This is a genomic window from Coprobacter sp., from assembly GCF_982436375.1.
In genome coordinates this window covers 1-20,063 of record NZ_CEWDCG010000034.1, presented here as the reverse complement: position 1 = coordinate 20,063, position 20,063 = coordinate 1, and the positions used below count along the sequence as shown (strand labels likewise).

The 20,063-nt window shown below is 39.0% G+C and carries 13 protein-coding genes; 5 read left to right on the top strand and 8 right to left on the bottom strand.

Annotated features, from left to right (window positions below):
* Positions 1-76 precede the first annotated feature (76 nt).
* The 4 genes from AC1WHX_RS03540 to AC1WHX_RS03525 are packed head-to-tail and all read left to right on the top strand — an operon-like array spanning position 77 to position 3,682.
* Entirely contained in the window at positions 77-1,027 is a 951-nt protein-coding gene (locus AC1WHX_RS03540; protein WP_022389606.1) for a PstS family phosphate ABC transporter substrate-binding protein, read from the top strand.
* Positions 1,028-1,073: 46 nt separating this feature from the next.
* Positions 1,074-1,940, top strand: a complete 867-nt coding sequence (gene pstC, locus AC1WHX_RS03535) for a phosphate ABC transporter permease subunit PstC (protein WP_256998645.1) — start codon at positions 1,074-1,076, stop codon at positions 1,938-1,940.
* A 15-nt stretch (positions 1,941-1,955) separates the two neighbouring features.
* The gene (locus AC1WHX_RS03530; protein WP_031258663.1) at positions 1,956-2,804 is read left to right on the top strand and encodes a PstA family ABC transporter permease; all 849 of its coding nucleotides are present in this window, start codon (positions 1,956-1,958) and stop codon (positions 2,802-2,804) included.
* Positions 2,804-3,682 (top strand): phosphate ABC transporter ATP-binding protein, encoded by an 879-nt coding sequence (locus AC1WHX_RS03525; RefSeq protein WP_022601486.1) that lies wholly within the window; start codon positions 2,804-2,806, stop codon positions 3,680-3,682. The genes AC1WHX_RS03530 and AC1WHX_RS03525 overlap by 1 nt, the downstream gene beginning before the upstream one ends.
* Positions 3,683-3,753: 71 nt before the next feature.
* Here the strand turns inward: AC1WHX_RS03525 and tamL are convergent, their stop codons facing one another.
* Together tamL and AC1WHX_RS03515 are read right to left on the bottom strand one after the other, a co-directional pair.
* Positions 3,754-6,066: a translocation and assembly module lipoprotein TamL gene (tamL, locus tag AC1WHX_RS03520; protein WP_022389602.1), complete on the bottom strand. Its 2,313-nt coding sequence runs from the start codon at positions 6,064-6,066 to the stop codon at positions 3,754-3,756.
* On the bottom strand, positions 6,066-10,787 hold the full coding sequence (locus tag AC1WHX_RS03515; protein WP_481228856.1) for a translocation/assembly module TamB domain-containing protein: 4,722 nt from the start codon (positions 10,785-10,787) through the stop codon (positions 6,066-6,068). The genes tamL and AC1WHX_RS03515 overlap by 1 nt, the downstream gene beginning before the upstream one ends.
* A gap of 186 nt (positions 10,788-10,973) precedes the next feature.
* On the opposite strand from AC1WHX_RS03515, the gene AC1WHX_RS03510 reads away from it, so the two are divergent.
* Positions 10,974-11,432, top strand: a complete 459-nt coding sequence (locus tag AC1WHX_RS03510; protein ID WP_475679272.1) for a PepSY-like domain-containing protein — start codon at positions 10,974-10,976, stop codon at positions 11,430-11,432.
* A gap of 297 nt (positions 11,433-11,729) precedes the next feature.
* On the opposite strand, the gene AC1WHX_RS03505 is transcribed toward AC1WHX_RS03510, so the two are convergent.
* The 6 genes from AC1WHX_RS03505 to ilvD form a co-directional block, all read right to left on the bottom strand.
* A complete protein-coding gene (locus AC1WHX_RS03505) occupies positions 11,730-13,310 on the bottom strand; it encodes a pectate lyase (protein ID WP_481228855.1) in 1,581 nt (526 codons plus the stop codon).
* A gap of 464 nt (positions 13,311-13,774) precedes the next feature.
* The gene (gene ilvC, locus AC1WHX_RS03500) at positions 13,775-14,821 is read right to left on the bottom strand and encodes a ketol-acid reductoisomerase (RefSeq protein WP_009317742.1); all 1,047 of its coding nucleotides are present in this window, start codon (positions 14,819-14,821) and stop codon (positions 13,775-13,777) included.
* 50 nt (positions 14,822-14,871) lie between these two features.
* Positions 14,872-15,621 carry an acyl-[acyl-carrier-protein] thioesterase gene (locus AC1WHX_RS03495; protein ID WP_278584979.1) on the bottom strand — a complete coding sequence of 250 codons (750 nt, stop codon included), beginning with the start codon at positions 15,619-15,621 and terminating at the stop codon, positions 14,872-14,874.
* Between the two features lie 4 nt (positions 15,622-15,625).
* Positions 15,626-16,174, bottom strand: coding sequence for an acetolactate synthase small subunit (gene ilvN, locus AC1WHX_RS03490; protein WP_009317740.1), 549 nt, complete (start codon positions 16,172-16,174; stop codon positions 15,626-15,628).
* A 13-nt stretch (positions 16,175-16,187) separates the two neighbouring features.
* A complete protein-coding gene (gene ilvB / locus AC1WHX_RS03485; protein WP_022389596.1) occupies positions 16,188-17,897 on the bottom strand; it encodes a biosynthetic-type acetolactate synthase large subunit in 1,710 nt (569 codons plus the stop codon).
* A gap of 30 nt (positions 17,898-17,927) precedes the next feature.
* Entirely contained in the window at positions 17,928-19,757 is a 1,830-nt protein-coding gene (gene ilvD / locus AC1WHX_RS03480) for a dihydroxy-acid dehydratase (RefSeq protein ID WP_122337831.1), read from the bottom strand.
* Between the last annotated feature and the right edge of the window lie 306 nt (positions 19,758-20,063).

Sequence of the window (20,063 nt, the reverse complement as noted above, 5' to 3'; positions counted from 1 at the left end):
GGTATCGGAAGCCCGTAAAAATGATCATGTCGTTTTCAGAATTAGAAATAGAGTGATAATTAAATAATATATATGTATGAAAAGAACCTTTGTCGGATTATTGTTAGCTGTATATATAGGAGGTTTGGCGCAACCGGTAAAAGCTCAGACAAAAGATAATTTGAAAGGCGAAATATCCTTATCCGGAGCTTTTGCTTTGTATCCTATGGTGGTTAAATGGGCGGAAGAATTTAAAAAAATACATCCGAATGTGCGTATTGATATTTCTGGAGGTGGTGCTGGAAAAGGAATGACGGACGCTTTAGCTAAAGTCGTCGATCTCGGAATGGTTTCCAGAGATGTTCATGATGTCGAATTTAAAAAAGGGGCAGTTGCTTTTGCTGTTGTTAAAGATGCGGTAGTACCTACTGTCAATGCTGCCAATCCTTTAATTCGGGATATTAAAGCTAAAGGGCTTAAGCGTAATGTAGCTTTGAGTTTGTGGAGTGGAAAATGTAAGACATGGGGAAATGTGTTGGGTACTACCTCCAAAGTGCCTGTGCATGTTTATACCCGTTCTGATGCTTGCGGAGCGGCGGAGACTTGGGCTGCTTGGTTCGGGAAAAGACAAGAAGACCTTGAGGGAACTGCAGTGTTTGGAGATCCGGGTGTGGCTTCGGCCGTACAAAAAGATAAGGTTGGGATAGGATTCAATAATATAGCTTATGCTTATGATCAGAAAACCCGACGACCTTATGCCGGACTTGCCATTATTCCATTGGATGTTAATGGAAACGGGAAAATAGATCCGGAAGAAAATTTTTATGATAACAGTTTGTCATTGATTAAAGCCATAGTTAGCGGAAAATATCCTTCTCCTCCTGCACGTAATCTGTTTTTAGTTTCTAACGGAGTTCCTAAAAAGCCTGAAGTTATTGAATTTATAAAATATATATTGACTGAAGGTCAGAAGTATGCTAATGCTACCGGATATATAGGTTTGTCTAAAACAACGATTAATCAGGAGCTTGCTAAACTGAAAAAATAGAATGATGGCTGTTTCTTTGTTGAGAAAAAGATTATTAAAGGATAAAATGACAAAATCGTTTATGTTTATATTGACGGTTTTGTCATTGCTTGTATTGGTCTTTATGGGAGTGGGGCTTTATATGAAGTCTCGGATGATATTGAATGAACATTCCTTATGGGATTTATTGACCAATGCCGATTGGAAACCTTTAAGCGAAGAATTCGGATTCCTTCCGTTCATTATAGGTACTTTGGCGGTAACCGCTCTTTCTATACTTATTGCATTGCCTATTTCTTTGTTATCGGCAATTTATCTTTCCGAATATGCTCATTCTTGGACAAAACGGGTCATTTTTCCTGTATTGGATATTTTGGCAGGAATTCCTTCCGTAGTATTCGGTGTATGGGGTACATTAATTATCGTGCCTTGGATTGCGGATAAGTTAGGACCTCATTTTGTAGAATATACTAGCGGATATACTGTATTGGCCAGCGGGATAGTACTTGGGGTAATGATATTGCCTATTTTGGTAAGCCTTTTTATCGAAATATTTACTATTGTTCCTCAGGATTATAGGGATGCGGCAGCATCTTTAGGTGCGACTAAATGGCAAATATCGACTAAAGTAATTCTTCGAAAGTCGATGCCGGGAATAATTGCTGCAGTAGTGTTGGCTATTTCTAAGGCTTTCGGAGAGACAATCGCGGTATTGATGGTTTGTGGAAATTATGCAGAGATTCCGCATTCCCTTTTTGATCCGTGTTACCCTCTTCCGGCTCTTATCGCTAATAATTATGGAGAAATGTTGTCGTTGCCTTTGTATGAATCGGCATTGATGTTCGCAGCATTTATTTTATTTTTTATCATTTTGGTGTTCAATCTAGCATCACGAATGATGTTGCAGCATGTCGAGAAAAAATTTAAGTTGTAAGGGGGGGGGGCTAAAATGAAAATGAAATTTGTTGTAGAGAAGATATTTTATGTTTTGATGGTGCTCTCTTTATTATTGGTTTTTGCATTTTTAGGGAGTATTCTGATAACGATTATTAAAAACGGATGGCCGGCTATGTCTTGGGATATGGTGACGAAATTGCCGGGTGGAGGTTTTTATATAGGAAAAGAAGGTGGAGTCTTGAATGCTATTGTGGGTTCTGTGTATATTGTCGGGGCTTCTACTGTATTAGGCTTGTGCATCAGTATTCCGATAGTATTTTTTGTCAATATTTATTTGAAAAAAGATTCAAAGTTGGCGAATTTAACACGTTTGTCTTTTGATGTATTATATGGAATTCCATCTATCGTGTATGGTGCATTTGCATTTACGATTATGATTTTTTTCGGATTACGAACCTCTTTGTTGGGAGGTATTATTGTAATAACATTGTTGATTATTCCTATATTTGTCCGGTCGATGGATGAAGTTGCCAGACAATTGCCTAAAGAATTGCTTGATGCTACTTATTCGCTCGGAGCGACTCGGTTAGAAGCTATTAAAGTTGCTATACGACAGATTGCTCCGGGAATTGCGACAGCAACATTGCTTTCTGTCGGTCGAGCTATCGGTGATGCTGCCGGAGTCATGTTTACTGCCGGTTTTACCGATAGCATACCTACTTCGTTGAATCAACCGGCAGCAACTCTTCCGCTTTCTATATTTTTCCAATTAAGCAGTCCTACTCCTGAAGTACGGGAGCGGGCTTATGCTGCAGCTCTTTTGTTAACTATTATCGTATTGATATTAAGTATTATAGGTCGGATGATTACTTATAGATTCTCAAAAAATAAAATAAAATAATGGAGAAAGACAGTTCTAAGTTCACAAATGCTTTTAATCGTTTTGAAGAGTGGCGCAATAATGTTAGTAAAACCGCTTCTGATAAGATTGGAGAAGAGTTAAATTTAGGATCGGATACGAAAAAAGATGCTACGATCGATATAGAAAAATTGAATATTTATATCCAGAATAATCATATTCTGAAAGACATAAGCTTACAACTGCATGATAAAAAAATTACCTGTATTATAGGTCCTTCGGGGTGTGGAAAAACGACATTGCTGAAAAGTATAAACAGAATGATAGATACGACCGAACATGTACGTGTGGAGGGACGTGTTTTTGTGGACGGAGAGGATATTTACGATAAAAAAGCTGAGATTACGCATATTCGTAAAAAGATAGGTTTACTTTCTCAGCGTCCAACGCCGTTGCCTATGTCTATTTATGATAATATTACGTTCGGTTGTCGGATACATGGCATGAGAAATAAAAAAACTTTAGATAAGGTTGTAGAAAAATACCTTCATGCTACCGGTTTGTGGGATGAAGTGAAAGATCGTTTACATACTCCTGCTTCGGCTCTTTCTATCGGGCAGCAACAGCGTTTGTGTCTGGCAAGAGGTTTGGCTGTCGAACCGCAATTTATTTTAGCGGATGAGTCAACGTCCGCCCTTGATCCTATTTCCAGTAAAAATATAGAGGATCTGTTTATGAAATTGCGTGAGCGTTATGGAATTATTATGGTAACTCATACGCTTCGTCAGGCTTTGCGTATCGCTGATTATGTAGTATTTATGTATATGGGTGAGATGATAGAACAAGGGACTGCAGACGAATTGTTCAATCATCCTAAGCATGAATTGACTAAGCAATATTTAAGCGGAGTGTTCAGTTAAAAATCGATGGTCATTAAAATAATGGAAGATACACATATTTGTTCCCTTTAAAATTTTATTTGTGTTTAATATCAGAACGGATATCCGATAGCCAAATGGAATCCCAGACTGTTTTTAAAACTGGATAGATTATAGTATCCTTTCTTATCGGGATTGGGATAAGGGGTATGCAAACCTATGCCGAGGTCGGCTCGTAATACGATATAGCTAATGTCATAACGTAGCCCGAATCCGGTACCTAAAGCAATGTCTTTTCCGAAGCTTTTTAATGTCAGTTTTCCTCCGGGACGTTGCGGGTCTTCTTTTAATAGCCAGATATTTCCTGCGTCCATAAATATAGCTCCATGCAGATCTCCTATAATCTTAAACCGAAATTCTATATTAGCTTCTAACTTGAAATCTCCGGTTTGGTCAAAATAAGCATTGGGATTGTCTTGTGGCGGTCGATAGCTACCTGGTCCTAATGTCCGTATTGTGAAAGCTCTGATACTGTTTGCTCCACCGATATAGAACTGTTCACTATACGGCATTACTTTTGAGTTTCCATAGGCATGTCCTGCACCTACAAGAAAACGGGATGCCAGCCAGTTATCTCCCCATAGGCGACGATAATATTTCAATTCGGTACTTCCCTTTACAAATTGGGAGAACTGATTGCCGAACAGATGTTTTTCACCTTTGTCTCCCAATAACCCCATTACTCCGGCGAGTATATTTCCTGCTTGAGTTCCGTTTGTTTGCCATAAAATACGATTATTGCCTTTTCTACCGAACGATTTATTGAATGTATAGGTATAACTTATTGTCGGAATAAACTGATTTCTGAAACTAAGGGCTATGGCCGGATTTTTATCCATGGTTTCATCAAAATTTTTAGTCGTGTTCAGCAGTTTATTATAAGTTAGTTTTAAAACAGTTAGGTTATGATAACTGACGTCTGACGTCTGAAATTCATATCCTCCTGAGGCATTGAATGAAATCATTCGGAAAAAATGTGGTCTGTTCATCAGATCCGTACCTAATTGAAAGTTGGTACGTGCGCCATACTTTTGAGGTCGGGGAATAAATTTGGGTACTAATAGTCGAGGAAATGATAGGTTTGCATTTAGACCTATTTCATAGGAGTTTAAAAGAGACGATTTCGATCCGCTTTGTTTTTTCCCGGTTTGCCATTCGTATGATCCGTTCAGTTTTACACTTAAAATTTCTCCCCCTCTAAAGATATTTTTATGATTTACTCCGAAAATCATTCCCGGACCGATAAAACTGTTCGATTTAGAGGAAACGTCTATTTCGAACTCCGATTCGAGGGGAATGTCCATAGCTCCGTCTATTTGTACATTGAGAGAGTCTGCTCCCCGTAAGGAATCTATGGGCGTAACATTTAGATTTATATATCGGAATATACCCAGCCTGCTTAGATTGGTCTGAGATTGGTCTTGTTCGGTTACCGAATATACTTGCCCCGGACGTAAAGTTATATTTGACGGCATGATAGATTGCTTGACTCTTAGCGGTTTCTGGTATGCCATTTTCATATCTTTATAATATATGGTATCCCAAATGCCTTTTCCGGTAGAATTTTGTAATGATATGTCTATCTTGCCCACAGTATATGCTTTCAGAGCCATTGTCGGAATGCCTTTTTTTATAATCATTCGAAGGTTGACTTTCAAATGTTCTTGTGTTGTATCTGCCAGGTATTCTATATATTCAGGACGAAAATAGTAGTATCCGTTGTTTCGTGCGAGAGTAGCGATTCTCGTTCGCTCTGCCGACAGGGAATCTGCATTATATTGAGATCCGACTCGTAGTAAGGACTGAGCTTTGGTGCTGTCAATCAATTGTGTAATTCCGTCTGTCGGCTTCGGATAGGAAATGCTGCCATAGGTCCATGCTTGCGGAATTTTTACAGAGTAGCTGATTTTCGCCTTTTTCTTGTTTTTTTTATTATAGAGTAATGAATAACTGGCTTCAGCTCCGAAATATCCGTAATTTGCTAAAATATCTTCGACGACTTTAATACGCAACTCGGGTTGTACACCGGATATGAGCACAGGTTCTTTAGCGAATTTATTGTAAAACCAATGCTTGAATCCTTTATTTTTTTTAGGAACAAAATTGTTGTAAACCCATAATCCAAAAGGAAATGGGGTACGGTAGTAAGGACTGTATAGCGGATTGTTAGGAGGAACGGATAAAGGATCTTTTACGGCAGAGATTACATCTCCGTCGACTTTAACGCCTTCTATCGGTTCTATTTTCATTTTTTTCACTCCGGTATAGAGAACCTCATCTTCTCCCAATCTTTTTGTCGTGGAACAACCGGTTATGAAAACTATACCCGATAATATAATAATTATGTTCGCTATATATTTTTTCATCATTTTGTCTCTTTCTTCTCTTTACGGCTACTTAATCGGAAAAGTTCCGACAGTTTGAGTAATTTCTTTCTGACAACGAACCCGACACCGGTTTGTGTCACTTCTCCCTCTAAAATGCTTTCGTAACCTGTATGTCTGAAAATTTTGATAAGCATGTTATCTCTTTTATCGAGTCTGTATTCTAAAGAAATATCATCGACAAGATTTTCTTTCAGATTTTCATCTGCTGCAGCATCCGGGCTGAAACTTCCACCGATGATTACTTTAAAACGATCGTTGAACAGAGTTTTAGAAACTTTATACGAATAGTCGGTCCGTGTCCCTTGTCCGCCGTTCATCGTATCGTCGTAGCTATCGATTCCGAAACTTACATCGATATTTTTCAGATTGTTTTGAGCCCATTGATTCAGTTCTTTCTGTATGAATGAATTTAGAGGATTTCCCGATGTCAGGCTCGATGATGTCGATGTACCTGGACCACTATATGTATTGTAGATAAGCAGATTCATGGCTTGGGTAGCTCTTTGTTCTGCAGTCATAGCAGTGAGTTCGTTTTGAATAGTCAGGTCTTCCGGAGCAGAAACATTGAATGTGATTGCGAGATTTTCGAGCGTATTTTTGATGTTGATAATAACATTGAAAGTAACCGGACGACTATTATTATCATTTTCTGTGACTGAAATCCTCAGAGGCTCTATTGCTGTGATATTCATACTGGGGTCGGCTATATCTCCACTCCATGAAACAAAGCTGCCTTGTTGTATATTGAATAACTTTTCGGAAATGATCGGTGGATTGTATCTGACTGTACCCCCAGTCAATTCGTATTTTCCTGTAAACCGGCTGTCTCCGAGAGTATTCATTGTATAAGTAAGATTTCCTCCGCCTTTGAGATCTATGCGATTCTTTCCGTCGGCGGAGAGATTTACTGCCATTTTCACTTCGTTGGCAATATCTACATTCATGAGAATGTCCATCCCGCTTATTTTAGCAGCAGTTACAGAAAGAGTGTCGGCCAAAGCCGTGCTATCATTGAAAGATACGAATGTGACCATATTGGTATTAGCTTGTTGTTTAAGCTCCAATGGAGAATCTCTCATGACATAAGTCACCTCTGTCCCGTTTAATAATCCGATATTTCCTCGTAGCTTCAACTCATCGATAGCTCCTTTGACAGAAATGTCCAAATCGGCATTGGCCTTACCGTATAACATTGTTTTATTATTCTTGGGAACGTTGATCATTTGAAAATCAGAACCTTTTATTGTAATATCTGTCATTATCCTTGAAAAATCCCGTAAATTTAAATCTCCGTTTATCGTAAGGGGCTGTTTATTCGGTCCGTTTATAGCATAGTTATTCAGTACGACATCATTCTCTATAATTTCTATTTTTTTGTCGGATAGTCCGAATGAAGTTCCGATCATCGGAACAGATATAAATGTGTTTGCAAATTGCAGATATCCAGACGCTATGGGGGCATCTGTTTTCCCGGAGATATCTACTTCTCCGTTAAGTGCTCCATCGATCTTTGATACATCTGCAGGTAAAAAAGGATTGGCTATTGCAAGAGGCAATGATAATAGCTGGAGTTTTAGTTGTATAGCGTTTGTAGTGTCCGGTTGGTAGTATCCTTTTACGGCAAGCGCCTCTTTTTGGTCTACCAATAACCCTAATCGTACTTGTTGCCTGTTTTCATCGTTGAGCCTGTATCGCATGTTCAGATCGATGTTACCGACTCGCTGTTTGTCATATAATAATTCTGCAATGGAGATATCTCCCGATACGTTAACTTGCTCTTTCGGAAAATCGAGGACCAAATCGGTCGATAGTTTCCCGGCAACGGGTGGTGCTAAAGGCCAGGAGCTGAGTAATGAAGCTATGTCAAGTCCTTTCATGTTGATATTTAGTGCTCCCGGTCTGCCGCGACGGTTGGTTGTCGATTGTAAAGATATGCGTTGTTCTCCGTTCTCCATATTGATATTGGCGGCCATGTGTTTATCGAAGTAGTAATCGAAATAGTTATTTTCATTTAGCGTCCATGTCGAAAATCCCAATATAGGATCGGTCGGGGCAAATGTAATGTGCACCAAAGAATCTTGTATGTAGGCATCGCATCCGAAACGGAATCCTTGTTCTGATTGTCGGTTTCGTTGCAAACATCTTAAACGTAGATGATTGTCGGTTATATATCCGTTAAATCCTAAAGATGCAATCTGATCCAGATTTCCCGATTTGTTTCCGATATGCAATCCGTATAATAATCGAGCACTATCTTGTCGAGCTTTAAATGAAATCGTATCTAAATTGATGCCTCCGGTAGTCAATTTATCGACGAATGCCGAAAGACTGAATGGTTTATCTTCGAGAATAGAAATGTCCATATTTGCAGAATTCATTTGAATTCCGTATCTCTCTAAATAATTATTGAGGATTTTATCCGATTTGATATCAGCTTTTAATTCCAGACGAGGAAGATTTTTTTGTAAGGTTTCTATATCTATACTTTGTTTCTCGATCTGTTCTGAAATAAGCCGGTTTGTTTCATTTATTCGTTTTAAAAATTCGTCTAATCCAGAAGGAGATGAGAAAGAAACATAAATATCGGGAGTTTTGAAGTTAACTTGTATTTTGTCATTTAACAATTCTCCTTGTAGCGCAAGACTTTTAAATTCTCCGTTTATTTGATCGGCCTCTATTTGCAGATTATGAAGTTCGGTATCTAATGTATATTCTCCTTTGGAATTTCCGCTGCCGGAAATATTTAATTGTGTTGAGACGCTGAGGGGAGTATCGGTAAATCCCATTTGCCATGTATTGATGTTTTTTATTTCTCCGATGATATAAGCTTTGTATTCTTCGGGAGATAAGTTTCCTGAGATGTCCATGTGGAGATTTAAGGCTTCGGAGCTACTGGATAGAACACCCGTTAGAATACCGTCTTTTAGATGCAGCGTTGTGATGAGGTCGGTGTAATCATATTTTTTATAATCGAACCGATCTATCGTGAGAGCTATGTCTGTATAGGTTTTAACTGATAAAGGGTCGAAGCCTTTTCCTTCTCCTTTTAAATACATGCTTAAACATCCCAAAGAATCTTTCGGTAAAAATGAATTTATGGGGAATTGAGATGCGTCCATATCTATTTTGTATGCCTCTGAAGCAAGATTGACTTGCCCGTTAGCAGAAAGATTTCCATCTCCGATTTTCAATAAAATAGAAGGAGAATATTGTTTCCCATTCATGCGTATAGATCCGTTGCATATTATTCCGTTAGGGATATCTATCTGATCGTTCAGATCTTTTGGAAAAATATTTTTAACAAAAGAGCTATGTACAAGAGTGCTTTGCCAAGAAAATGCTCCATTTAACTTGTCAGAATTTATAATTTCATTCATTGTACCTTTTCCGGAAAAGAGGAATCGCCCGGGTAATGTTAAGTCAAATTGTTTTATATCTAATTCCCCTAATGACCCTGTTATATGGGTGTTGGCTTTTAAGGTTTCTATCGGTAGTAAGGCTATTTCTTTTTGTAAATCGGGATACAAGGCATAAATATCTTGCATGGCGACTCGTAAAGAAAGCAATGCGGAAACGGGACTTTCGTTTTTTTGTTCGATTATATCTCCTCCTACTTTTATATCCGCATCTATTTGGGAAAGAAAAGTTTTCAGACTGAATCCGCTTAACGAGATTTGTTTGGAATTCATATCGAAGTCTCCCTGCGTTCGTAAGACCGATAATCCGGAACGTTCGGTAAATGCCAACTGTTGTAATTTGAGTTTTATTTCACTTCCCTTATTATAAAAAGAGTTTACGCCAAGGTTTAGTCCCGATAATTGAATATAGTCAGGGTCTAATCCTTGTTGGGGAATATGATGCATGAGACCGTATGTTCCCGAACTATTTTTTAATTGAAGAGATTGCACATCGATTGTCCACGGGAGAGATGTTGCTGTATCTGTTTCTGCCGTTTCCGGTTGAACGGGAGACATTGATGTTGTGTCGTTCAGATAGCTAAATCCTGCCTCGGATATTGTAACCGATTCTACTCCCACAAACTGTTTCCCTAAATCAACGATGCCTTTTTTTAGTAAAGCTGATGCGACTTTAACTTGCAAATCGCTTGTTTGGGGTGATGTAGTCATGCCGAAAGCAATGTTCTCTAATTGCAATTGCTTTATATCGAGTATCCATAGAATGGGATTTGATTCGCTGCTTGTCGTATCGGGTTCGCTTTCTCCCAAGTCTAATGATACAGTTCCGTTTCGAAGTTCTATATTCGGGATTTCAACTCGTTCATTTCCAAGGTCTACCGGTTTTGCATTGAGAGCTAATAGTCCGACATCTCCTTTTAGATTGAGTTGTGATATAGTGTCATTATAATGAAAATGAGTGTTTTGGAATGAAAATTTCTCTATTTGGACTTTTTTTTGTAATAAATATCGGAAATTTACATCAAGTTGCAGATTATCGCAATATAACATAGTATCACCTTCGGCGGTGATAATTTTGCTGTTGTCCAAAACCAAATTTAACGGAAATTTGAGACGTATGCGTTCAATAGCGATACTCATGTTTAATTGTTTCGAAGCATACGTTGTCGCCAGGTCTTTCGCCCAGCTTTGTATTGCCGGAATATATAATGTGAAAGGCAATATTAGTAAAGTCAGGAATAATATTCCTATGGATATAAAGCAATATTTAAAAATTTTCTTCATTTCGTATTTTCGAACTCAGGTCGTTTAAAATGAATCATGCTATAAAAATAAATATTATTGCTTAAAAAGCGGTTATATTTACTGTGATTATTCAAAAAAACACCTCTCTTTTGTTTTATAAGATATAAACATTCTATCCTTTATTTTGTTTTTAATAAACGTAGAAACATAAAAATACGATAGATTATGAAAAAAATGATGATGCTCATGGTTTTTCTGGCCAGTGCAGTATTGGCCTTTTCAGCCACGAAAGGCTCGGAAAAACCGATTCCTTTTGAAAAGTTGCCGAAAATGGCTCAAGAATTTATTCATACCCATTTTAAAGGGGTAAAGGTTGTTAAATGTGAAGTTGAGTCTCCTTGGACACAGTTTGATGTACGAATGGCCAACGGCTATGAACTGGAATTTGATCGGGCTGGAAATTGGACTGAGATCCAGAAAGAAAAGGGCGGCATTTCTTCATCGATATTAGGCGTTCTTCCTCAACGCTCTTACAGCTATTTGCAATCGAATTATTCGGGTGTTTTTGTAGAGAAAATTGAACGTCAGAAAAAAGGTTTTAAGGTAAGTCTCAATACACAGCCCGAAGAGACAGAGATACATTTCAGTAAAGATGGAAGATTTTTAAGTAAAAAGGTTGATTGATTTTTGTATATGAAGATTTAAATAGGCTCTTAGAACCTGTCTAAATTTTGCTCAAGTCAGATTCGAGGATTTCATTCGAGTATGTTTTCTTGTTTTTATGAGTATGATAGCAGATTATCATAATAAAAAACAGATCGAAAGAAAACTCAAAGAAGATATGGTTGAATTTCCTACATTGGAAAATTTAGGTCCTTAGAAAAAGAGAAGAACAGCCGGAGATTTATATATCGGCTGTTCTTTTTATTTTAAAGTTTATCTGGATTTTTCGAAATTAATGTTTTCGGCAATTCCGTTTTATTATTTATTCTGAGCTTCTGTAATGGTCTCTACTAAACTATTGAGGTAAACTTCTATATCGGTATATCCCGAACTTAAAGTGTGAGCATTAGGGTTATTGTAACTATTCGGATTCAGGCCTACTTGTTTTTCCCATTCATCGGGCATACCGTCACCATCTGTATCGACCGGAGGCTCGGTACTGTTTAGTGTCGGCCAGCCACCTACTGTTTCTTGTGAATCTATTATACCCGGATAGTTAGCTCCGCTATAAGTGGCTGTACCATTCTTTACTTCGTTGATAATTCTTTTGTCGACAGCGTCGCGAACTAAAGAACATCCGGCATATTCGCATACACGGGTGTATGCATTTTCTGCCGAATGAGTAGTGACTTCGGTGGCATCTCCCATATCGGTAAACATGACAGAGGATTTGATAGAGGAAATTGTTTCACCCGGAAGCGAATGATTTCTTTCATCGGGGTGTACGCCGATCCAGTTGTCATTACATACGTTATTCGCTTCTTGAGCAGTTGATGTAGTTGCTCCCATGTAGTTCCCGTTGATGTAAAATGTACCCCATTGACCACGCATTTGCCCGTTACTATATTCCCCTAAATCTGCATTCGGTGCAAATATTCGGTATTTTACGGTTGCAGAACTTTTTTCGGTCGCAGGTCCTGGTTTATAATAATTGTTTACCAGATTATAAGATCCTCCTTCTCCGGCATAACTGCTGTTTCCTCTCCAGTTATAAATAACGTTATTCCTGAAATCGACCTTTTCAAGATCAGGTTGGGCAGACATCCGGCTACCGTTGAAACGAGGGTTACGGCTGTCATGATGCGCTAACAAGTTATGATGAAACGATGCGTTTTTACCTCCCCATATTCCTCCGTAACCGTGAGCTTCCTTGCTGTGTAGTGAAAGTCTGAGGCTTTCCGAAATCAAACACCATTGCATTGTGAAGTTGGTATTGTCATAAAATGAGGCACATTCATCTACACACCAACTGACAGAGCAATGGTCTATCATGATGTTTTTTCTTTTTGTTCCTCCGAAAGCGTCTGCTCCGTCTGCATAAGTGGCGTCTATTTTTCCTGCTGCAATATCTTCTTTCATTTGGGCATCACCTAATCTGAATCTCATGTAACGGATAATTACATTATCAGCTTTTATCATTACCGGATATCCGGCAAGGCATATTCCATCACCCGGAGCTGTTTGTCCGGCTATGGTTACGTCTCCGTTTTCGATAGATAATTCTTTTTTAAGTTTGATTGTTCCTGATATTTTGAAAATGATAATACGAGGTTCGTTTCGAGACAAAGCGTACCTTAAGGTAGTGTTGTCGCTGAGTTCATCATTAAGAGAAGTGACATAGTATATTTTTCCGCCTCTTCCTCCTGTCGTATTGCGGCCAGCTCCTTCTGCACCGGGAAAAGCGTAAGCCGTTTCTTGTATTTGTGTATTATTATTGCCATTCCCTGATGTGTCTATATTACCTCCGGCAGAAAATGTTTCGTTATCTTTTCCACAAGAAATAAAACATATCGATGCACACAATAAAAATCTGGATAAAGTCATTTTTCTTGTTTTCATAGTTTTTTGTATGGTGTAATATTTTTATTGCTATATTGTATTTTTAAACACAACAAATTTAGTCCGGAGTTTTTTGAGATAATAGGATTAATTGACATAATTGTGGCCATTTTTTTCCACATAAGCGGTTTTTTTGTTTTTAGATAAGAAAGGTTGTTATGTAGAACGAATTATAAGACAGTCAGTTAAAGATTGTATGTTTTAGAGTTTGTTTTAATTTCCCTTGGAACGGTACTGAGAGTTCTTTTTGGGAATGTTTTTTGTTTTTCATGAAATTACTGGAAGGAAAGTATAATATAGGACATGTTACTTGCCAGATAATAGGTGGGATATAGTAATATACAAATTTTATATCTTCCTTTCTTGGTATGGAGTGGAAAATAGAAATTATTTATATAAAAAATACAAGAAGCTGTCTCAAAAATTTTAGAGTTCAGCTTCTTGTATTTTTATGAAATGTTGAACTAGTTGTTTTCTGGACGTAATTTACGTACTACCATACCGGCTTGCCACATTTCACTTTCACGAAGTTCTTTTAACTCTTGATTTAAACCTTCACGATAGTTCGGTTTACTATTGGTATCGATAGAGCGTTGAGCCTCATTCCCTTTAGCGACTTCGCTATATAATTCTTCAAATACGGGTTTAGTTGCATCACGGAATTTTTTCCACCAGTCGAGAGCTCCTCGTTGAGCTGTGGTAGAACAGTTAGCATACATCCAGTCCATTCCGTTTTCTGCAATCAGAGGCATCAAAGATTGAGTAAGTTCCTCTATTGTTTCGTTAAAAGCCTCAGACGGAGTGTGTCCATTTGCTCGCAATACATCATATTGAGCAGCGAAAATACCTTGGATAGCACCCATCAGAGTACCGCGTTCTCCGGTTAAGTCGGAATATACTTCGCGTTTGAAAGTTGTTTCAAACAGATAACCTGAACCAACTCCGATTCCTAATGCAATGACTTTTTCTTTAGCTTTTCCGCTTGCATCTTGGAATACGGCATAGCTTGAGTTAAGACCACGTCCTTGAAGGAACATACGGCGCAAACTAGTTCCAGAGCCTTTAGGAGCAATAAGGATTACATCGATATCGGCAGGAGGAATGATGCCTGTACGTTCTTTGTATGTGATGGCGAATCCGTGTGAGAAGTAGAGGGTTTTACCTGCAGTCAGATGTTTTTTTACTTTAGGCCATACTTCGATTTGTGCCGCATCGGAAAGCAAATATTGAATAATGGTTGCTTTTTCACAGGCTTCTTCGATCTCAAACAATGTTTCTCCGGGAACCCATCCGTCTGCAACGGCTTTATCCCATGTTTTAGAATCTTTACGTTGTCCGACGATCACATTAAATCCGTTGTCACGAAGATTCAAGCTCTGACCGGGACCTTGAACACCGTATCCGATAACGGCTATGGTTTCATTTTTCAAAACTTCTCTTGCTTTTTCCAAAGGAAATTCTTCGCGGGTTACAACATTTTCTTCAACACCGCCAAAATTCATGATTGCCATAATGTTTTAATTTATAAAGTAGTTAATGAAATTTTTTGTATATATTCTTTCTAATTACGTTCAGAAAATTCTATTCTTCCTCGACATATAGTTTCTCCACTGCTGTTTCGTATTTCCGATGTATAAATATTTTCTGCAAGTTGTTCGCGATAAAAACTCAATTTGTCACCATAACGGGCTTCACTGATATAATTGATCTCAAACCTGCGGATAAAATTTTCATCATACATATCCATCGAGAACATATCGAGTATATGTTCGATATATTTTACACTGTTTATGTGACGATTAATGTCTATATCGCTGTATCGAATAGGATAGATGATCGGTTTTTCATCGTTTACCGGTTTTATTTTTGATTGCGGGGCGATCGGACAATCTTTGTCTCCAACATTGTTCTCGATATGACGGAATGTGGTAATATCTACCGAAGTACGGCTTTGTATGTCTATGACTGACCATATAGAACGGGCATAACCATATATTTCCCCATCAGGATTGCTAAAGCAAAAATTTCGTGCAGAAAAATGCTTATTGTAACCTTCGATCCATGTTTCAATCTTGTATTTGTCATAAATACCCGGATAAGAAGACATCTCTATTGCCAGTCTGGCCAGTACCCATGCACGATTTTCCTTAATCAAGGTACTGTATCCTACTCCCCAATTCTCTGCATGATATGTAGCTGTTTCAAGTATTCGTTTTGCCAATAAGGTCAAAGGAATTTCTTGTTGAGCATTTCCTTCGGCAGGTTCCAGATCATAAATGTAGGCTGCTATCTTTTTCTGTTCATTCTCCATAATGTTATTCTTTGGTAGAAAGACGCCGGCACTCTTGCGCTTCGAGAAACAAACTTACATGTTCCACGGTAGATTTGGTGATTGCAACACGTCCCGAACGAACAAATTGCATAACTCCGAATTTACTCAATTCTTCGAACAGTTGTTGAGTCTCCTCCGTGTGGCCTGATTTTTCTATCACTGTATAAGTTCGGTTTACTTCTAGAATTCGGGCGTTATGGCGGCGAATAAGTTCTTCAATTCCGCTATCGTCCAATAATTTTTCTGTTGCGACTTTGTAAAGAGCCACCTCTTGATAGAATATTTCGTCTTCGGTATAGAAAAATGCACGGAGTACATCGATGCGTTTTTCTATTTGTTGTACGACTTTTTGTATCGTATCTCGATCGCTGTTTGTCGTAATGATAAATTTGTGTATCCCTTCGATTGCCGAAGCAGAAACAGAAAGACTTTCGATATTCAGACGGCGGCGACCGAAAATAATCGATATCTGATTTAGGAGACCGACTTGATTTTCTGTATATACCGTTACTGTATATAATATAGATTCCATATGCTTCGTTCAATTAATATTTTTCAGTACTGTTTAATAAAATATCGGTAACGCATCCGCCTGCAGGAATCATGGGGAATACCATGCCTTCTTCTTCTACAGCGACATTTAATAAGTATGCTCCTTTGTGGGCGATCATTTCGGCAATGGCTTCGTCTAATTGAGAACGGTCTGTAACATCGCGTCCTTTGATGCCGTATGCGGCTGCTATAGCCTTGAAATCAGGATTAAGCATGTGCGTTTCGGAATATCTTTTTTCGAAAAACAATTCTTGCCATTGGCGTACCATGCCTAGGAAATTATTATTTAAGATGATGATCTTTATATCTGTCCCTGTTTGCATGACTGTACCTAACTCTTGAATGGTCATCTGAATGCCTCCGTCTCCGGTAAAAAAACAAACGGTACGTTCGGGTGCTCCCATTTTAGCTCCGATGGCTGCGGGAAGGCCGAATCCCATAGTTCCTAAACCTCCGGATGTAACAATGCTTCGTGTACGAGTATAATTAAAATATCGCGCTCCCATCATTTGGTTTTGTCCTACATCGGTAACCAGAATAGCATTGTTGCCTGTTGCTTCAGAAATTTTCCGGACTACTTCACCCATTTTTAAAGCTCCGTTTTCGGGATATACTTCCGGACGGACGACTTTTTCATATTCGGTTTTCTCACAGATTTCAAATTCCGATAGCCATTCGGTATGTTTGTTTATATTAACTTTGTCGAGCAGTGCCGAAAGTGTGGATTTTGCATCCCCTAATACAGTGACATCTGCATGAACATTTTTGTTGAACTCTGAGGAATCTATATCGAAATGGATCACCTTTGCTTGTTTTGCATACGTGTCTAAACCTCCGGTTACCCGATCGTCGAAACGCATTCCTACAGCAATGAGAAGATCACATTCATTGGTCTTTATATTCGGACCGATATTCCCATGCATTCCCAACATCCCTTTATTTAGGCGATGGGCGGTCGGTATTGCAGACAGTCCTAATAATGTGCAGCCTGCAGGAATGTCGGCTTTTTCCATTAATCTCAATATTTCATTTTCGGCATGGCTCAAGATGACACCTTGCCCTATCAGAAGCAGAGGCTTTTTTGACTGATTGATTAATGTTGCCGCACGGTTTATTTCCTCTTTGTTAATTGGGGGATAGGGATTGTAGCTTCGTATGAAATTGCATTTTTGATAATGAAATTCAGCTGTTCCTACTTGCGCATCTTTGGTGAAGTCCAGTACTACAGGCCCTGGGCGTCCCGAACGGGCGATATAGAAAGCTCTTGCTACGGCCCAAGGAATATCTTCGGTACGGCGTATTTGATAACTCCATTTGGTAACCGGTTGAGTAATTCCTACGACATCGGTTTCCTGAAAAGCGTCAGTACCTAATAGTGAGGAACTGATTTGTCCGGTAATAACAACCATGGGAGTGCTGTCTACCATGGCATCGGCTACTCCTGTAATGATATTTGTTGCTGCCGGACCAGAAGTTACCAACACTACACCTGTTTCACCGGATACTCGGGCAAAGCCTTGAGCTGCATGAGTCGCTCCTTGTTCATGTCTTACCAAAACATGTTTTAGCCTGTCTTTGTAATTGTGCATACAATCAAAAACCGGCATGATAGCTCCTCCGGGATAGCCATAGATCAGTTTTACATTTTCTTCTAATAAAGAACGGATCAAAGCTTCTGATCCTGATATTTTATCTGTTGCCATATAAATATTTTCTGCAAAAAACTATTGCTTTTATTCTATAATACGTACCGCTCCTTTATCGGCCGAGCTAACCATAGCTGCATATGCTTTTAATGCTTTAGAGATATTCCGTTCTCGCTTTGCCGGAGTAAAAGCTTTTTTCCCTCGAGCTTCTTCTGCAGAACGGCGTTCGGCTAATTGCTCGTCACTTAGTTTGACATTGATCGTACGTTTCGGGATATCGATTTCGATAATATCTCCATCCTTGACAAGTCCGATATTTCCTCCGGCTGCCGCTTCTGGAGAAATGTGTCCTATCGATAATCCTGATGTTCCTCCGGAGAAACGTCCGTCGGTGATCAGAGCGCATTCTTTTCCTAAATGTCTAGACTTTATGTATGAGGTCGGATATAGCATCTCTTGCATGCCGGGTCCACCTTTCGGTCCTTCATAAGTGATGACGACAACATCACCTTTTTCGACATCACCCTTTAAAATTCCTTTGCAGGCCTCTTCCTGTGATTCGAATACTTTGGCTTTTCCGGTAAAGTGAAATATGCTTTCATCTACTCCGGCTGTTTTTACAACACATCCGTCAATTGCAATGTTCCCTTTGAGTACAGCAAGACCTCCGTCTTTTACGTATGCGTGTTCAAAATCCCGAATGCATCCGTTGATGCGGTCATTGTCTAAAGAGTCATACCGGTTGTCTTGAGACCCCATTTTGAGATTATATTTGTTACCGGGTGCGCTTTTCCATAGTTCGGCAACTTCTTCTGTGTATTCTGACCCGTCGATGGCATATCGGGCGATTGCCTGTTCCAAAGTCAGACCATCGACTCGATGCACATGGGTGTCCAATAATCCCTGTTTTGCTAATAAACTCATAATGGATAGAATGCCGCCGGCACGATTTACATCCTGAATATGATAATGTGAGTTGGGAGCGACTTTGCAAAGTACGGGTGATTTGCGAGATAGACGATCTATATCGTCCATTGTAAAATTGACACCGGCTTCTTGAGCTATCGCTAATAGATGTAGTACTGTATTGGTAGATCCTCCCATAGCAATATCGAGAGTCATAGCATTAAGGAATGCATTGCGTGTGGCTATGCTGCGGGGTAGTACCGATTCGTCTCCATCTCGGTAATATTTGTAACAGTTCTCAACGATCTGCGCTGCTGCTTTGATAAATAATTTTTCTCTGTTGACATGGGTAGCGACAATAGTGCCGTTACCGGGAAGTGCCAGACCTATGGCTTCGTTCAGACTGTTCATGGAGTTTGCCGTAAACATCCCAGAACATGAACCGCAAGTTGGGCAAGCAGTACGTTCTACTTCAGCAACTTGCTTATCACTTATAGTTTCGTCTGCCGATTCTATCATCGCGTCGATAAGGTCAAGAGAACGCCCGTTTAGGTTACCGGCTTCCATCGGGCCTCCGGATACGAATATTGTCGGGATATTAAGCCGCATGCTTGCCATTAACATACCCGGGGTGATTTTGTCGCAATTACTGATGCAAACCATTGCATCTGCCTTGTGGGCGTTTACCATATATTCGACACTATCGGCGATAAGATCACGAGAAGGGAGAGAATATAACATACCGTCATGTCCCATAGCAATACCGTCATCGATCGCTATTGTATTGAATTCGGCTGCAAAGCAGCCTGATTTTTCAATCTCTGTTTTGATTTTTTGTCCGATTTCATGCAAATGTACATGTCCCGGGACAAATTGTGTAAACGAATTAACAATAGCGATAATGGGTTTTCCTATCTGATCTTCTTTCATCCCGTTGGCCCGCCATAATGCTCTTGCTCCGGCCATTCGGCGTCCTTGTGTGCTGGTTGCACTATGCAATTGATGTTTCATTATTCTTATCGTTTTATATACAAAAAGACCTTTCTACTATATGAAGAAAGGTCTTTTTACTTTATTTTATTTATGCTATTCACATAAAGTAACTACATACCTTTCTTCTTTCACTCCCGCACGACGACATCGAGAAGAGATAAACCAAGAAGGTTAATGATATGTAGAATAATACTAATCATAATCGTTATTTGTATTACATTGTCATTTTGTATTACGATGCAAAGGTATAGCTTTCATTTTATATTCCAAATAAAATAGTAGAAAAAAACATTGATAGTAAAAAAATATTATATATAGTCCTGT

Excerpts from the sequence above, each read along its gene's own strand:
- ilvN (WP_009317740.1), bottom strand. The coding sequence starts at position 16,174 with ATGGAATCTATATTATATACAGTAACGGTATATACAGAAAATCAAGTC.
- AC1WHX_RS03510 (WP_475679272.1), top strand. The coding sequence starts at position 10,974 with ATGAAAAAAATGATGATGCTCATGGTTTTTCTGGCCAGTGCAGTATTG.
- ilvD (WP_122337831.1), bottom strand. The coding sequence starts at position 19,757 with ATGAAACATCAATTGCATAGTGCAACCAGCACACAAGGACGCCGAATG.
- AC1WHX_RS03505 (WP_481228855.1), bottom strand. The coding sequence starts at position 13,310 with ATGAAAACAAGAAAAATGACTTTATCCAGATTTTTATTGTGTGCATCG.
- AC1WHX_RS03515 (WP_481228856.1), bottom strand. The coding sequence starts at position 10,787 with ATGAAGAAAATTTTTAAATATTGCTTTATATCCATAGGAATATTATTC.
- AC1WHX_RS03525 (WP_022601486.1), top strand. The coding sequence starts at position 2,804 with ATGGAGAAAGACAGTTCTAAGTTCACAAATGCTTTTAATCGTTTTGAA.
- tamL (WP_022389602.1), bottom strand. The coding sequence starts at position 6,066 with ATGAAAAAATATATAGCGAACATAATTATTATATTATCGGGTATAGTT.
- pstC (WP_256998645.1), top strand. The coding sequence starts at position 1,074 with ATGACAAAATCGTTTATGTTTATATTGACGGTTTTGTCATTGCTTGTA.
- AC1WHX_RS03530 (WP_031258663.1), top strand. The coding sequence starts at position 1,956 with ATGAAAATGAAATTTGTTGTAGAGAAGATATTTTATGTTTTGATGGTG.
- AC1WHX_RS03540 (WP_022389606.1), top strand. The coding sequence starts at position 77 with ATGAAAAGAACCTTTGTCGGATTATTGTTAGCTGTATATATAGGAGGT.
- ilvC (WP_009317742.1), bottom strand. The coding sequence starts at position 14,821 with ATGGCAATCATGAATTTTGGCGGTGTTGAAGAAAATGTTGTAACCCGC.
- AC1WHX_RS03495 (WP_278584979.1), bottom strand. The coding sequence starts at position 15,621 with ATGGAGAATGAACAGAAAAAGATAGCAGCCTACATTTATGATCTGGAA.
- ilvB (WP_022389596.1), bottom strand. The coding sequence starts at position 17,897 with ATGGCAACAGATAAAATATCAGGATCAGAAGCTTTGATCCGTTCTTTA.